Raw genomic sequence first — 14,700 nt, 5'->3', positions numbered from 1 at the left:
GGGCGGGGCGGCTCGATCGTACGGGCGAGATGTGCGAAGCCCGCGGCCCGGCGGGGCCGACGGGAGGCCGGGACCGGTGCCCGTCAGGGGCACCACTCGAACGAAGGACCCCGTGCGTCACTTCCGCTTCCCACCCCTCCGCGTGATCGCTACCCTACGTGTCGGTAACGAGCCGGTGCGGTCCGCTTCTTCGCGCGGGCCGGGGGAGGGTGGGACGGGCCAGATGGCAGTGGAGAGCAGTACGCCGACGGGGCGGGACGGGAGCGGCCACAGCCGCAGGTCCTTCCTGACCTACCTGGTCGCGGCCCCGACCCTGGCCCTCGTCACCCGCGCCGGCGCCGACGCCGTGGCCCCGCAGCCGGCGCACGCCGTGGTCCCGAGCCTGCCCGAAGTGGCCGACCTGGTGGACCTCGGGGACCTGTTCATCCTGGCCGGCGCCCCGACCTCGTCCCTCCTGGCGCTCGTCGTCGAGGAGGACGGCACCATCCGCTTCCGGCTGCCCCGCGAGGAGGTCGGCCAGGGCCTGACGACCGCCGTCGCGATGCTGGTCGCGGAGGAGCTCGACGCTCCGCTGGAGCGGGTCCGGGTGGAACTGGACGACGCCCGCCCCGAGCTGCTGTTCAACCAGCTCACCGGATCCTCCAACTCCATCCGCTCCCTGTACGGGCCCGTCCGCCAGTGCGCCGCCACCGCCCGGGCCCGCCTCGTCGCGGCGGCCGCCGCCCGCTGGAACCTCCCCGCCTCCGCGCTGACCACCGCGGGCGGCTCCGTACGGGCCGCCGACGGGCGCACCGCCGGCTACGGCAGCCTCGCCGCGGCCGCCGCCGCGCCCGGGCTCGTGGTCCTCGGCGCCACGCCCAAACCGGCCGCCCGCCACACCCTCGTCGGCACCCCGACCAGCCGCATCGACGCCCGCGCCATGGTCACCGGCGCCCAGCGCTACACCCTCGACCTCGACGTACCGGGCGCCAAGCCCTGCGTGGTGCGCCGACCGCCCAGCCTCGGCGGTACCGTCCGCTCGGTGGCCAACCGCGCGGCCGTCCAGGCCATGCCGGGGGTCCTGCACGTGGTGACGGTCCCCACCGGGGTCGCCGTGGTCGCGGAAACGTTTGGCCAGGCCCTGGACGCCAAGGCCGCCCTCCAGGTCGAGTGGGGCCCCGGCCCCGCCGACCAGCTCTCCGACGAGCAGGTCCGCGCCAAGCTCCGCGCCGCCACCCCGCCGCTGCTGGTGCCGCCCCTGCTCACCCCGTACGTGGACGCCGAGTTCGACTTCGCCTTCGTCAGCCACGCCGCAATGGAGACCAACTCGGCCGTCGCCGACGTCCGCGACGACCGCGCCGAGATCTGGTCCGGCCTCAAGTCCCCCATCGTCGCCCGCGAGACCATCGCCGCCGACCTCGGGCTGCCGCTGGACAAGGTGAAGGTGCACGTGGTCCAGGCCGGCGGCTCCTTCGGCCGGCGCCTGTTCTTCGACGCCGCCCTGGAGGCCGCCCGCGTCTCCAAGGCCTGCCGCCGCCCGGTGAAGCTGATGTGGACGCGCGTGGACGACACCCGGCACGGCCGGATGCGCCCCGCCACCCACCACAAGATCCGGGCCACCCACCTGCTCGGCGAGGTGCTCAGCTTCGAGCACCGCGTCGTCGCCGCCGAGACCGACTTCCGGCACGGCCTCGGCGAGATCATCACCGCCACCGCCGCGAGCCTGCCCTCCGGCATCGGCAACGCCACCCTCGCCCAGACCCTGTTCCTGACCACCGTGAAGTCCCCGTACCACTTCGGGCTCACCACCCAGGCGCTGAACGAGGTGCCGACCGGCATCCCCACCGGCTCCTGGCGCTCGGTCTACTCGGCCAACACCCGGGGCGCCGAGGAGATCATGGTCGACGAGCTGGCCGCGGCCACGGGCAAGGACCCGTACCGCTTCCGCCGCACCTTCCTCAAGACCGACGCCCAGCGCGCCGTGCTCGACAAGGCCGCCACCGAGGGGCAGTGGGGGCGGGCCCTCCCGGCGGGCTGCGCGCAGGGGATCGCCTTCCACGAGGAGTACAAGTCGCGCACCGCCTGCCTGGTGGAGATCGACGCCCGCGACCGCGAGCACGTCCGCGTCACCCGGGCGGTCATCGCCGTCGACGTCGGCCTGCCGGTCAACCCCCGCGGGCTGGAGGCCCAGATGATCGGCGGCCTCACCGACGCCATCTCCACCACCCTGCGCGCCGGGCTGCACCTGGACAAGGGGCTCCCGCTGGAAGGCAGTTACAGCCAGTTCCACTGGGCGAAGCAGCGCGACACCCCGAAGGACGTCCGGGTCTTCGTGCTCCCGGCGACCGGAACCGAGCCGGGCGGGGCGGGCGAGCTCGGCCTGCCCGCCGCCGTGGGGGCCATCGCCAACGCCTGGGCCCGGGCCACCGGTTCCAAGCCGCGCAGCTTCCCCCTGGACTTCGACGTCGACTTCACCCCCTACCCGCGCTGACCCCTGGAGTACGCCGCCGTGCCCTCGCACACCTTCACCGTCAACGGCCGCAGTGTCACCGTCGACGCGCCCGACGACCTCCCCCTGCTGTGGGTGCTCCGCGACCTGCTCGGGATCACCGGGCCCAAGTACGGCTGCGGGGTGGACGTCTGCAAGGCCTGCACCAGCCACCTCGACGGCGTGGACGTCCGCCCCTGCGTGGTGCCGGTCTCCGCCTGCGCCGGCAAGCGGGTCACCACCATCGAGGGGCTGGCGGACGGGGACCGGCTCCACCCCGTCCAGGAGGCCTGGCTCGAACAGGACGTCGCCCAGTGCGGCTACTGCCAGCCCGGGCAGATCATGGCCGCCGTGGCCCTGCTCCAGCGGACCGCCGAGCCCACGGACGAGGACATCGACGCCATCGCCAACATCTGCCGCTGCGGCACCTACTTCCGCATCCGCGAGGCCATCCGCAGCGCGGCCGCCCGGATGTGACGGCCGCGGGCCGCAGCGCCCCCTCAAGATCGCCCCTGGGCCGTCCGGGGGACGCCGACCCGGCGGAGCACCCGCCCTGAACGTCTGAAATCCGCTGGAAGTGGATATCCATCGCGGAATGAGGCGAATCAATGCGAAACGCTTGCTGGTCGGTGAGCCGCTCGACACCGCGCGCCTGGGCGAGACCCTGCTGCCCAAGCGGCTCGCGCTGCCCATCTTCTGCAGCGACCCGCTCTCCTCCGTGGCCTACGCCACCGAGGAGATCCTGCTGATCCTCGCCCTCGGCGGAGTCGCGCTGCTCCACCTCGCGTGGTACGCGGCCGCCGCGATCGTCTTCCTGCTGGTGGTCGTCGTCGCCTCCTACCGGCAGACCTGCCACGCCTACCCCGGCGGCGGCGGTGCCTACGTCGTCAGCTCCGAGAACCTGGGCCCCACCGCGGCCCTCACCGCCGCCAGCGCCCTGCTCGTCGACTACGTGATGACCGTCGCCGTGTCCGTGGTCTCCGGGGTCGCCGCGATCACCTCGGCGATCCCCTCCCTCAACGACCACCAGGTCGCCCTCTCCGTCACCTTCGTGGTCCTCCTGACGCTGATGAACCTGCGCGGGGTACGGGAGTCCGGGCGCGTCTTCGCCATCCCCACCTACGGGTTCGTACTCGTCATCTACGTCATGTTCGCCGTCGCCGCCGTCCGCATCGGCACCGGCGCCACCATCCGGGCCGAGTCCGCCCACCTCCCGATCGACGCCGCCGGCACCTACACCGGCATCGCCGTCGTCTTCCTCGCCCTGCGCGCCTTCGCCTCCGGCTGTACCGCCCTCACCGGAGTCGAGGCCATCAGCAACGGAGTGCCCGCCTTCCAGAAGCCCAAGGCGAAGAACGCGGCGACCACGCTCGCCGCGATGGGTTTGCTGTCCGTGACCATGTTCGCCGGGATCACCGCCCTCGCCATGGCCTACCGGGTGCACGTCGCCGCCGACCCCACCGAACTCGGCCTGCCCCCGGGCACCCCTATGTCCACCGCCCTCGCCCAGATCGGCCGCGCCACCTTCGGGGACCTGGACTTCCTCTTCTACCTGCTCCAGGCCGCCACCGCGGGCGTCCTGGTCCTCGCCGCCAACACCGCCTTCAACGGCTTCCCGATGCTGGCCTCGATCCTCGCCAAGGACCACTACGCGCCCCGCCAGCTCTACAACCGCGGCGACCGGCTCGTCTACTCCAACGGCGTCGTCCTGCTCGCCCTCGCCGCCATCGCCCTCATCGTCGCCTTCGACGCCCAGCTGACCCGCCTCATCCAGCTCTACATCATCGGCGTCTTCGTGTCCTTCACCCTCTCGCAGGCCGGCATGGTCCGGCACTGGCGGCGCGCCCTCGCCGACCCGGCCACCCCGCGCACCGGGCGGGTCCACATCCACCGCCGGCTCGCCATCAACGCGGTCGGCGCGCTGATGACCGCCGTGGTCCTGGTCATCGTCCTGATCACCAAGTTCACGCACGGCGCCTGGCTGGTCGTCATCGCCATGCCCGCCCTCTTCGCCGGCATGAAAGGGGTCCGCCGGCACTACGACCAGGTCGCCGGACAGGTGGCCGTCGCACCCGGCGACCGGCCGCGCAAACCGGCCCGCCACCACGTCGTCGTCCTCGTCGCCAACGTCCACGCGCCGACGCTCAAGGCCCTCGGCTACGCCCAGGGGCTGCGGCCCGACACCCTCAGCGCGCTGTCCGTGGCCGCCGACGAGCAGGAGGCGCAGCGGCTGCGCCAGGCCTGGGCGGAGATCGACCCCGGCATGCCGCTGAAGGTGCTGCACTCGCCGTACCGCGAGGTGGTCGCACCCGTGGTGGCGTACCTGGAGGAGGAGGCCGCGGCCGAAGGCACCGACATGCTCTCGGTGGTCATCCCCGAGTACGTCGTCGGCCACTGGTGGGAGCAGCCCCTGCACAACCAGAACGCGCTGCGGCTCAAGGCGAGGCTGCTGTTCACCCCGGGCATCGCGGTGATCGACGTGCCGTACCTGCTGGAGTCGGCCCGCCACCCGCATCCGCATCCGCAGGCGCCGGCCCGGCCGTAGGGTTCGCCGGGACACTCTTGATCAAAAACGAACGGGTTCCGGCCAAGCTGTCGTGCCGGACCGCGCATGTTCCCGCGGAAAATGCCAGAACCCCCTTCCGCAGTGTGGAACTTGAGTAAGTTCCCTCCTGTCACGCCGTACGACGAACGTGTGCCCAGCGCGTTCGGCCGGGAGGGGAGCCCGCGTGCCCGGGATCGACGAATGCCTGCTCGAAGCCATGGCCCTGCCGGGTGCGCGGGGGGCCGCGCTGGTCGACTGGAGCAGCGGACTGGCCCTCGGCACCGTCGGGGAGTCCCCCGTGGGCGACCACGAGACCACCGCCGCCGAGACCGCCGAGCTGGCCCGGGCGGCCGCCGAGTACGAGTCCTTCGCCCAGCCCGCCCCCGCGCCGGCGCCGGCCGGGGCGGGACCGGCGGGCCCGCCCGTGGAGGACCTGATCGTCACCACCCGCACCGGCTACCACGTGCTGCGCTTCGTGGAGACCAGCTTCGACAGCAGCGTCTTCCTCCACCTCTGGCTCGACCGCGCCGAGGGCAACCTCGCGCTCGCCCGGCACAGACTCCGCGCCCTCGCCGAAGGGCTGGTGCTCCGGTGACCACCGTTCCCGTACAGGGCCTCGCCGCCGTCTCCCCGCTGCTGACCCGGCTCGCCGCCGAGCGCGCCACCGGCGCCCTGCTGCGCGACCGCGGCACCCTCTTCCTGGAGGACGGCCGCATCGTGCACGCCGAGAGCCCCTCCACGCCGGGCCTGGACGTGCTGCTCACCACCGGCGGGGGCCTGGCGCCCGAGCGCTGGAACGAGGCCCTGAGCGAAGCCGGCGCCACCCGGCAGGTCGCCCGGTTCCTCGTGGACAGCGGGGGCCTGGCCGGCGGCGAGCTGGAGATCTGCCACCTGGCCGCGATATTCGACGCCGCCTTCTTCGCCCTCTCCCCGGGCAGCGGCCCCTCCCGCTTCCGCCGCGGCGCCACCCACTGGATCGGCTCCATGCGCTCCGTCCCGGCCGCCGCCGTGGAGCGCGAGACCCGCCGCCGCCGCGAGCTGCTCGACGCCGTGTGGCCCTACCCGCAGCTCGACACCGCCCCGGTGGTGCCCCGGCCGGCCGCGCCCGGGCAGATCGTCACCGCCCGGCAACGGGCCCTGCTCGCCCAGGCGGACGGCGTACGGACCCCGGCCGACCTGGCGTGGGTGCTGGGCCGGCCGGCCTTCCACACCCTGCTCGACGTACGAAGACTCGCGGCCGCCGGGCTCGTCGAGACACCGCACACCCGGCCGGCCCCGGCGCCGGCCCCACCCTTGCCCGACTGGATGACGCAGGCCCAACCCCCGGACGTGGCGCTGCTCCGCCGGTTACGCGACGCACTGGAGGCAAGCCTGTGAGGCTCCCGCTCCGACCGGTTCTGCGAGCCGACCGTTCCGAGCGGAGGCCGCCCGAAGGGAGGAAGGCCGACATGAACACGGTGATGCTGCCCGCCGAGGCCGAAGCCGAGATACTCGCCGAGCTCCGGCGGCTGCGGGCCCGGGTGCCCCAGCTCAGCGGGGCGCTCGCCGCGAGCGCCGACGGCCTGGTCCTGGCGCAGGACAGCGCGACCACCGAAGCCGAGTCCGTCGCCGCGCTGACCGCCGCCGCCCTCGGCGTGGCCCAGCGGCTGAGCGACTGCACCGGCCAGGGCGGCTTCCGCGAACTGCTCGTACGCGGCGAGCACGGCTACGTCGCCACGTACGCCGCGGGCGAGGCGGCCGTCCTCACCCTGACCGCCGAGCCGCGCGTCAACGTCGGCCGCCTCCACCTGGAGGCGCGCCGCTCCAGCCTCCGGATAACCGAGCTCATCGAGCACAGCCTGGGCCGCAGGTCAGGCCCCGAGGTGCCGGCCCCGGACCGTCCCTGACCGCTCCCGGCCGACAGGCCAGAACCAGCCAAAAAGCAAACGACTGCAAAGGAATCCCCCATGGCCAACGTGGAAACCGCCCTCAAGGAAGCCACCACCAGCATCGAGGGCGCGATCGGCGCGGCCCTCGTCGACTACGGCAGCGGCATGGCCCTCGGCCACGTCGGCGGCGGCAAGGACCTGGACCTGACGGTGGCCGCGGCCGGCAACACCGACGTGGTGCGGGCCAAGGTCCGCACCATGGAGATGCTCGGCCTGAAGGACGAGATCGAGGACATCCTGATCACTCTCGGCAGCCAGTACCACCTGATCCGGCTGATGAAGGGCCGCAACAGCGAGGGCTTCTTCCTCTACCTCGCGCTCGACCGGAACAGGGCCAATCTGGCCATGGCCCGGCACCAGCTGAAGAAGATCGAGGAGGGCCTGGAGGTCTGACGGCTCCGGCGGGCGGCCCGCGGAGGGCCGTGACGGCACGGTGGCGGGCGGCTGAATTCTTTGCCGCCCGTCCCGGCGGACCGAGCGATATGTCCGAGATGGGTCAGCTTTATCATCCTGTTACAGAGTAAGATGCTGTAATTGGCTGATCATCAACCCGGTCGACAAAGATAAAAACGCTGGAGAACCCGTCACCCATGCCCCCGCGCCTGAGCATCGTCGTTCCCTCCTACAACGTCGAGCTCTACCTCGACGAGTGCCTGGAATCCCTTGCAGCTCAGACGTTCGACGACTTCGAAGTCGTCATCGTCGACGACGGGTCCACGGACAGCAGTGCGGTCATAGCCGAGGCCTTCGCTGAGCGTGACAAGCGCTTCCGGGTCGTCCTGCAGAAGAACGCCGGCCTCGGTGCCGCGCGGAACGTAGGCTTCCGGCACGCCTCGCCGGACAGCGAGTACGTCGCCTTCGTCGACAGCGACGACACCATGCCCCCGGACGCCTACCAGAAGCTGATCGACGCCCTCGACGCGAGCGGCTCCGACTTCGCCGCGGGCAACGTCAAGCGCTTCCGCTCCGTCGGCATGCAGCAGTCCTGGGGCCACCGCGTCGCGTTCGCGAACACCCGCCTGAAGACCCACATCTCCAAGTTCCCGGCGCTGGTCACCGACCGCACCGCCTGGAACAAGGTCTACCGGCGCGGCTTCTGGGAAGAGCACGGCTTCCAGTACCCCGAGGGCATCCTCTACGAGGACGCCCCCGTCAGCATCCCGGCGCACTACTTCGCCACGAGCGTCGACGTGATCAGCGACTGCGTCTACCACTGGCGCGTCCGCGAGACCGGCGAGCGGTCCATCACCCAGCGCTCCACCGACCCGGTCTCCGTGATCGACCGCGTGACCTCCGTCCGCCTGGTCCGCGAGGCCCTGCTCGGCAAGACGGGCGAGAAGTACGCCCGCTACCTGCGCGACTACGACCACAACGTGCTGAGTGAGGAACTTCCGCTCATCTACAAGTACGTCGCCGAAGGCGGCGACGACTTCCGCGCCGCCTTCGTCAAGGAGGTGGGCGGCCTCATCCGCGAGATCGGCACCGGACCGTGGAGCGACCTCACCGTCGCCGACCGGCTCAAGGCCTACCTGGCCCGCGAGGGCCGCGTCGAGGAGTTCATCGCCCTCCTGCACCACCAGCGGGACTTCTCCTACAGCGTGCCGGTCAAGGGCCTGGCCCGCCCGCAGGCCGACTACCCCTTCCTCAAGGCGCCCGTCCCCCCGAAGCTGCTGACCCTCGGCCCGCGCGAGCGCCGCGTCGTCAGCCGGCTGGAGCAGGCCGCCTGGAGCGACGGCAAGCTGCTGCTGCGCGGCTACGCCCTCCCCGGCCACATGGGCGCCGAGAGCCGCCTGGCCTCCCGCAAGATGCTGGTCTTCCGCGAGCAGGGCAAGCGCCGCCGCACGGTCGTCCCCACCCGCACGGTGGCCTCCCCGATGGCCACCGTGAACTCCCCCCACCTCGCCCTGCGGCACGCAGACTGGGCCGGCTTCACCGCCGTCGTCGAACCCACCCTCTTCCAGTCCGGCGGCAAGTGGCGCGAGGGCATATGGACCACCTCCATCGCCGTCACCGGCCCGGGCGGCCTGCACCGGGCCCGCCTCAAGGGCGGTGAGCACGACAGCGGGATGAACCCGCCCGCCTACTGGGCCACCCCCGACGTCCGCATCCTGCCGACCGTCACGGGCGTCCTCACCGTCCAGGTCGAGATCGTCCGCGCCCGCGTCCTGGACGTCCGCCCCCACGGCGACGACGCCCTCGAACTGACCGGCGAGCTGGCCCCCGGCGCCGGCGAGGGCATCATCCTGCGCGCCGAACACGCAGGCACCGGCGCGGGCCTCGATATCCCGCTCACCCTGGGCAGCGCCGCGTCCGGCGGCCGCGTCCCCTTCACCGCCGTCGTCCCGCTCGCCGGACTCGGCTCCGTCGCCCCTGCCACGCGGGCTCCCGGCGAATGGACCCCCGAAGCCTGGACCCTGACCGTGGTCCGCCCCGACGGCACCCGCCACCCCCTGGTCCACGACGAACGCGGCGGCTTCGCGGGCCTGGCCGTACCGCTCCCCGGCGAGGACACCGACCTCGCGGTCTTCGCCAAGCGCGCCAAGAGCGGCCACCTCGTCCTCTCCGTCCAGCCCTCCCCGCCGCTCGTCGACACCGTCTCCGCCGAGAACGGCACGCTGACCCTGCGCGGCACCTTCCGCGCCCCCGCGGACAGTGCCGACGAGCCGTACGAGCTGGTCCTGCACGACCACCACGGCACCGAGTTCAGCTACCCCGTCACCCGCGACGGGGACCGCTTCGAGGCCACCTTCGAGCCCGTGCTCCCCGAGCCGTACGCCGGCCGCACCACCCTCCCGCAGGGCCGCTGGTGGCCGACCCTGCGCCCGGTGAGCCAGGGCGGCACCACTGCCGGCCTGCTCGGCGTCGACCGCGGAGCCCCCGTCCAGCTGATCGCCCCCGCGCTGACCACCGGCCCCCACCCGGTCACGGTCCTGGGCCGCCGCATGCGCGTCGAGGCCCGCCACCACGACCGGATGGCCCTGGTCAGCGACCCGCTGCTGAGCCCGCACGACCGCTCCCGCTACGCCCAGCGCGTCGCCCGCGACGAGACCTACCCGGCGCAGCGGCAGCTCCCGGTCAAGGACCTGGCCGTCTACGACACCTTCCGCGGCAACGGCGCGGGCGACTCGCCCCGCGCCATCCACGAGGAACTCGTGCGCCGGGGCGAGAAGCTGGACCACGTCTGGCTGGTCCGCGACGGCCGCGCCGAGGTCCCGCCGACCGCCCGTGCCGTCCAGTACGGCAGCCTGGAGGCCTGGGAGGTCCTGGCCCGCGCCCGCTACTACGTCGTCAACGACAGCGTGCCGATGACCTTCCGGCGCCGCCCGGGCCAGACCGTCGTCCAGACCTGGCACGGCACGCCGCTCAAGCAGATCGGCTACGACTTCACGCACGACTACTACACCAGCCCCGAGGTGCTGGAGGGGCTGGCCCACGACAGCGCCCAGTGGACGCTGCTCGCCTCCCCGAGCTCGTACGCCACCCCCATCCTCAAGCGGGCCCTCGGCTACGACGGCGAGGTCGTCGAGTCCGGCAGCCCGCGCACCGACGCGCTGGTACGTCCCGACGCGGAGCGGATCGCCGAGGTCCGCAGGCGGCTCGGCCTGCCCGAGGGCAAGAAGGTCGTCCTCTACCTGCCGACCTGGCGCGAGAACCGCGAGGACTGGAGCGGCGGCTACAAGCTCGACCTGCGCATCGACCTGGCCGCGGCCCGCCGCGAGCTCGGCGAGGACCACGTCCTGCTCGTCCGCGGCCACCACCTGGTGAAGGAGCAGCTCCGCGACGGCGTGCGCGACGGGTTCGTCGTGGACGTGTCCCGCTGGCCCGACACCACGGACCTGCTGCTCGTCGCCGACGTGCTGATCTCGGACTACTCCTCCGCGCTGTTCGACTTCGCGCTGACCGACAAGCCGATCCTGCTGTTCACGTACGACCTGGAGCACTACCGCGACACCCTGCGCGGCTTCACCTTCGATCTGGAGGAGAAGGCCCCCGGCCCGCTGCTGAAGGACTCGGCCGCACTGATCGAGGCCGTCCGCGACGCCGACGCCGTGGCCGCCCGGTTCGCCGGGGCGCGGAAGGCGTTCCGCGCCGAGTTCTGCGACCTCGACGACGGCCGCGCCGCCGAGCGGGTCGTCGACCGGATGCTCCAGAAGTAGCCGCGTAGCCCGGACGGGTGAAAGTACGGACCGGCCCCGCGCCCACCGATGAGTTCCGGGCGCGGGGCCGGTCCGTATGTGGGGGAAGGCCGCCCGGCCTTCCCCCACCCACCACCTGGAGGCAGCGGCCATGACCAGCAACGGCTTCACCACCTGTCTGTGGTTCGACGGCGACGCGGAGGCCGCCGCCGACTACTACCTCTCCGTCTTCAAGGACGGCCGGATCCTGCGCACCGTCCGCTACACCGAGGCGGGCCCGGGCCCGGCCGGGGAGGTGATGGTCGTCGAGTTCGAGATCAACGGCCAGCGGTTCATCGGACTCAACGGCGGCCCCCAGTTCCCCTTCACCGAGGCCATCTCCTTCCAGATCCACTGCTCCGACGAAGCCGAGGCGGACTACTACTACGCCGCGCTGACCGGCGACGGCGGGCAGGAGTCGGCCTGCGGCTGGGTCAAGGACCGGTTCGGGGTCTCCTGGCAGGTCATCCCGCCCGGCGCCATCGACCTGATCAGTGACCCGGACCCGGGCCGGGCGGCCCGCGCCACCGCCGCGATGTTGCAGATGAAGAAGCTCGACGTGGCGGCCATGCGGCGCGCGGCCGACGGGGAGGAGAGCGTCTAGGCGAACCGGGCCAGGAGGGCCGGGAGGGCGGTGCCGATCGGCTCGCGGATCACCTCGTCGGCCAGGGAGTCGTACGGGGTCTCCTCCGCGTTGACGATGATCAGCCGCGCCCCGGCCTCGGCCGCCATCCCGGCGAGCGAGGCCGCGGGCTGCACCTGGAGGGTCGTCCCGACGGCGATGAACACCTGGCAGCCCTTGGCCACGGCCACCGCCCGCGCCAGCACCTCCGGGTCCAGCCGCTCCCCGAACATCACGGTCGCCGCCTTGAGGATCCCCCCGCAGGCCGTACAGGCCGGATCGGGCTCCCCGGCGGCGACCCGGGCCAGGGCCTCGTCCATCCCCGAGCGGGCGTGGCAGCGGGTGCACACCACCGACCGGGCCGTCCCGTGCAGCTCGAACACCTTGCGCCCGGGCATCCCGGCGAGCTGGTGCAGCCCGTCCACGTTCTGCGTGATCACCCGCACCGGGGTGCCCGCGCGCTCCAGTTCCGCCACGGCCGTGTGCGCCGCGTTGGGCCGGGGCGCGAGGGCCCCGATCTCCGCGCGCATGAGCCAGGAGCGGCGGCGGACGTCCGGATCGGCCATGTAGTACTCGTACGTCACGAGCTTCTCGGCCTCCGGATCCCGGCGCCAGAGCCCCTGCGGCCCCCGGTAGTCCGGAATCCCGGAATCGGTGGACATCCCGGCCCCGCTGAACACTGCGACAAGCTGCTTCCCCATGCGCCGACCCTAGACAGCGCCCGCCCCGGCCCGCGAACGATTTCCCCTCCGGGCCCGCCCCGGCAAGGCACCCGGAGCCGGTCGGCGCAAGCGGAGGGGCGTTTCTGCGGTGAATCTCCACGCCCACCGGAGTGAGAACCTGCCTCGCCCCCGGCAGACGGGCCCGGCCGCCGGTTACATACCGGACATGACGCTCACCCCACACCGCTCCGGCGCCCTGCTGCTCGCCGCCGTGTCCGCCCTGATCACCCTGGTCGCGTCGTCGGCACCGGCGGCCGCCCTCGCCGATCCGCAGCCCGGCCGGCTCCGGGTGCACGCCCCGGACGATCCGCAGCCCCGCCGGCTCCAGAGGCACACCACGGAGGAGATCACCAGCTTCCTGCGGGCCTTCTACGGCAACCACGGGCCCTCGGAACAGGACCGGGTCAACCGGGTCTCGCAGCTGCTCAAGGACAAACAGGCGCATTTCCCGGAGACCGACGTCCTGCTCTGCCGCCCGGGCACCCCGCAGTCCATCACCGTCGGCCAGGCCACCGCCGCCCCGTCCGCATTCGTCGGCTGGGCCACCGTCACCACCACCTGGCCGTCCGGGGTCACCGACACCTTCACCGCGTACGTCCGCACGGACTCCCGCCCGATCACCCTCGACGACGTGATCTGCGCGGGGTGAGATCCGGGGTAGAACACCCGGCATGACACGCTTCGAGATCACCGGCGCGAGCGCCGCCGACATGGAGATGCTGCGCACCTGGGCCGACGGGGAAGGCTGGAACCCGGGGGACAGCGACCGTTTCGCCTTCGCGGTCGCCGACCCGGAGGGCTTCCTCGTCGGACGGCTCGACGGGGACCCGGTCGCCTGCATCTCCGCCGTGCGCTACGGCAGCGGCTTCGGGTTCATCGGTTTCTACATCGCCCGCCCCGACGTGCGCGGCCGCGGCTACGGCATCCGGCTGTGGCGGGCCGGGATGGAACGGCTCGACGGACGGCTCGTCGGCCTGGACGGGGTGGTCGAGCAGCAGGACAACTACCGCAAGTCCGGGTTCCGTTCCGCCTGGACGAACATGCGCTACCAGGGCGTTCCGGAGCCCGGGGACGACCGGGGGGTGGAGATCGTGGACGCGGCCTCGCTGCCCTTCGTCCGGCTCGCCGCCTACGACCGGTCCTTCTTCCCCGAGGCGCGCGACGCCTTCCTCTCCGCCTGGACCTCCCTGCCCGGCCGGACCGCCCTCGCCGCCGTCCGCGACGGGCGGATCGAGGGCCTGGGCGTGGTCCGCCCCTGTAGCTCCGCCGCGCGGATCGGGCCCCTGTACGCGGCCACACCGGAGGTGGCCGCCGCCCTGGTGCGGCGGCTCGCCGGGCACGCCCCCGGCGGGGAGGTTGCGGTGGACGTGCCCGACGTGAACCCGGCCGCGGCCGCCGTGGCGGCCCGGCTGGGGCTGGTCCCGGCCTTCGAGACCGCCCGCATGTACACCGGCCCGGCGCCCGAGCTGGACCTGTCCGGGCTGTACGGGGTCACCAGCCTCGAACTGGGCTGAGGGGCCGGGGCCGCGGGGGCCGGGCGGCGGTCGGCGGCGCCGCCCGGCCGGTCCGCGGGGGTGTCACCCCCACGCGGGGGCTCAGATGCCGAAGAGCACGCCGGTGCTGCTGCGCAGCCCGCAGGGGTTGCCGAAGGTGTAGGTGTAGCTCATCCGCTTCCCCTGCCACACCCCGTCGGCGGTGACCGTCACCGGGTTCCACTCCCGGGTGCACGCGGAGTCGGGGCGGGGAGCGGCGAGCGCGTCCAGCGACGCCCCGTTCGCCTTCAGCTCGGCGCAGGCGGCGGCCGGCGAGGGGTGCGTTCCGCCCGGGCGCGGCGCGCACACGAGGGTCACCGCGCGCAGTACGGTCCCGCCGACGGCGTCCTGACCGGCCGTCACGCTGACCACGAGTGCGGAGGGGGCGTACAGGCTCTGCGTTCCGGCCGGTGCCGCGTCGGCGGCTCCGGTCCCGGCCAGGGCGGTGAGGGCGGTGAGCGCCATTGCTCCGGAGGCCAGTCCCAGGCTCCTGGTGATGGACCGCATTTCGAACACTCCTCGGGTCGGTGTTTCGGATAGCGGACGGGAGTCTTGCCCATCCGGGGTGAGAACGCCCGTTCGTACCGCCATTTCTCGTCACCGTTCGTGAGCGCATGAGTGCAGTCCGCAGCGACCTCCGCCGTCGTGACCTGTGAAGGAGGGATTCCGGGAATCGGCCGAACACCTTCCCCGCGCGGGACCCGTGAGG

The 14,700-nt window shown here is 72.8% G+C and carries 13 protein-coding genes; 11 read left to right on the top strand and 2 right to left on the bottom strand.

Features of this window, described 5'->3' with window-relative positions; all coding sequences use genetic code 11:
* The first annotated feature begins 223 nt into the window (after positions 1-223).
* The 9 genes from BX286_RS05260 (at position 224) to BX286_RS05220 (ending at position 11,719) form a co-directional block, all read left to right on the top strand.
* Positions 224-2,470, top strand: a complete 2,247-nt coding sequence (locus BX286_RS05260; RefSeq protein ID WP_121014635.1) for a xanthine dehydrogenase family protein molybdopterin-binding subunit — start codon at positions 224-226, stop codon at positions 2,468-2,470.
* A gap of 18 nt (positions 2,471-2,488) precedes the next feature.
* The gene (locus BX286_RS05255) at positions 2,489-2,944 is read left to right on the top strand and encodes a (2Fe-2S)-binding protein (RefSeq protein ID WP_079424204.1); all 456 of its coding nucleotides are present in this window, start codon (positions 2,489-2,491) and stop codon (positions 2,942-2,944) included.
* A gap of 118 nt (positions 2,945-3,062) precedes the next feature.
* On the top strand, positions 3,063-5,012 hold the full coding sequence (locus BX286_RS05250) for an APC family permease (protein ID WP_121014634.1): 1,950 nt from the start codon (positions 3,063-3,065) through the stop codon (positions 5,010-5,012).
* Positions 5,013-5,196: 184 nt separating this feature from the next.
* Complete coding sequence (locus tag BX286_RS05245; protein ID WP_079424201.1) at positions 5,197-5,607, top strand: hypothetical protein; 411 nt, start codon at positions 5,197-5,199, stop codon at positions 5,605-5,607.
* Positions 5,604-6,389, top strand: a complete 786-nt coding sequence (locus tag BX286_RS05240; protein WP_079424200.1) for a hypothetical protein — start codon at positions 5,604-5,606, stop codon at positions 6,387-6,389. The genes BX286_RS05245 and BX286_RS05240 overlap by 4 nt, the downstream gene beginning before the upstream one ends.
* A gap of 83 nt (positions 6,390-6,472) precedes the next feature.
* Complete coding sequence (locus tag BX286_RS05235) at positions 6,473-6,898, top strand: roadblock/LC7 domain-containing protein (RefSeq protein ID WP_121017574.1); 426 nt, start codon at positions 6,473-6,475, stop codon at positions 6,896-6,898.
* Positions 6,899-6,958: 60 nt separating this feature from the next.
* The gene (locus BX286_RS05230) at positions 6,959-7,333 is read left to right on the top strand and encodes a hypothetical protein (protein ID WP_079424199.1); all 375 of its coding nucleotides are present in this window, start codon (positions 6,959-6,961) and stop codon (positions 7,331-7,333) included.
* 197 nt (positions 7,334-7,530) lie between these two features.
* Entirely contained in the window at positions 7,531-11,097 is a 3,567-nt protein-coding gene (locus tag BX286_RS05225) for a bifunctional glycosyltransferase family 2 protein/CDP-glycerol:glycerophosphate glycerophosphotransferase (RefSeq protein WP_121014633.1), read from the top strand.
* A gap of 130 nt (positions 11,098-11,227) precedes the next feature.
* Complete coding sequence (locus tag BX286_RS05220) at positions 11,228-11,719, top strand: VOC family protein (RefSeq protein WP_121017573.1); 492 nt, start codon at positions 11,228-11,230, stop codon at positions 11,717-11,719.
* Here BX286_RS05220 and BX286_RS05215 read toward each other — a convergent pair.
* A complete protein-coding gene (locus BX286_RS05215) occupies positions 11,716-12,438 on the bottom strand; it encodes a Sir2 family NAD-dependent protein deacetylase (RefSeq protein ID WP_079424197.1) in 723 nt (240 codons plus the stop codon). The genes BX286_RS05220 and BX286_RS05215 overlap by 4 nt on opposite strands.
* A gap of 187 nt (positions 12,439-12,625) precedes the next feature.
* On the opposite strand from BX286_RS05215, the gene BX286_RS05210 reads away from it, so the two are divergent.
* Both BX286_RS05210 and BX286_RS05205 read left to right on the top strand, forming a co-directional pair.
* A complete protein-coding gene (locus tag BX286_RS05210) occupies positions 12,626-13,108 on the top strand; it encodes a hypothetical protein (RefSeq protein WP_079424195.1) in 483 nt (160 codons plus the stop codon).
* 22 nt (positions 13,109-13,130) lie between these two features.
* The gene (locus BX286_RS05205; protein WP_100864758.1) at positions 13,131-13,973 is read left to right on the top strand and encodes a GNAT family N-acetyltransferase; all 843 of its coding nucleotides are present in this window, start codon (positions 13,131-13,133) and stop codon (positions 13,971-13,973) included.
* 81 nt (positions 13,974-14,054) lie between these two features.
* On the opposite strand, the gene BX286_RS05200 is transcribed toward BX286_RS05205, so the two are convergent.
* Positions 14,055-14,498, bottom strand: a complete 444-nt coding sequence (locus tag BX286_RS05200) for a subtilase-type protease inhibitor (protein WP_079424193.1) — start codon at positions 14,496-14,498, stop codon at positions 14,055-14,057.
* Between the last annotated feature and the right edge of the window lie 202 nt (positions 14,499-14,700).

This window comes from Streptomyces sp. 3211.6 (assembly GCF_003634815.1).
Classification (GTDB): Bacteria; Actinomycetota; Actinomycetes; order Streptomycetales; family Streptomycetaceae; genus Streptomyces; species Streptomyces katrae_A.
This window is presented reverse-complemented; position numbering and strand designations above follow the sequence as displayed.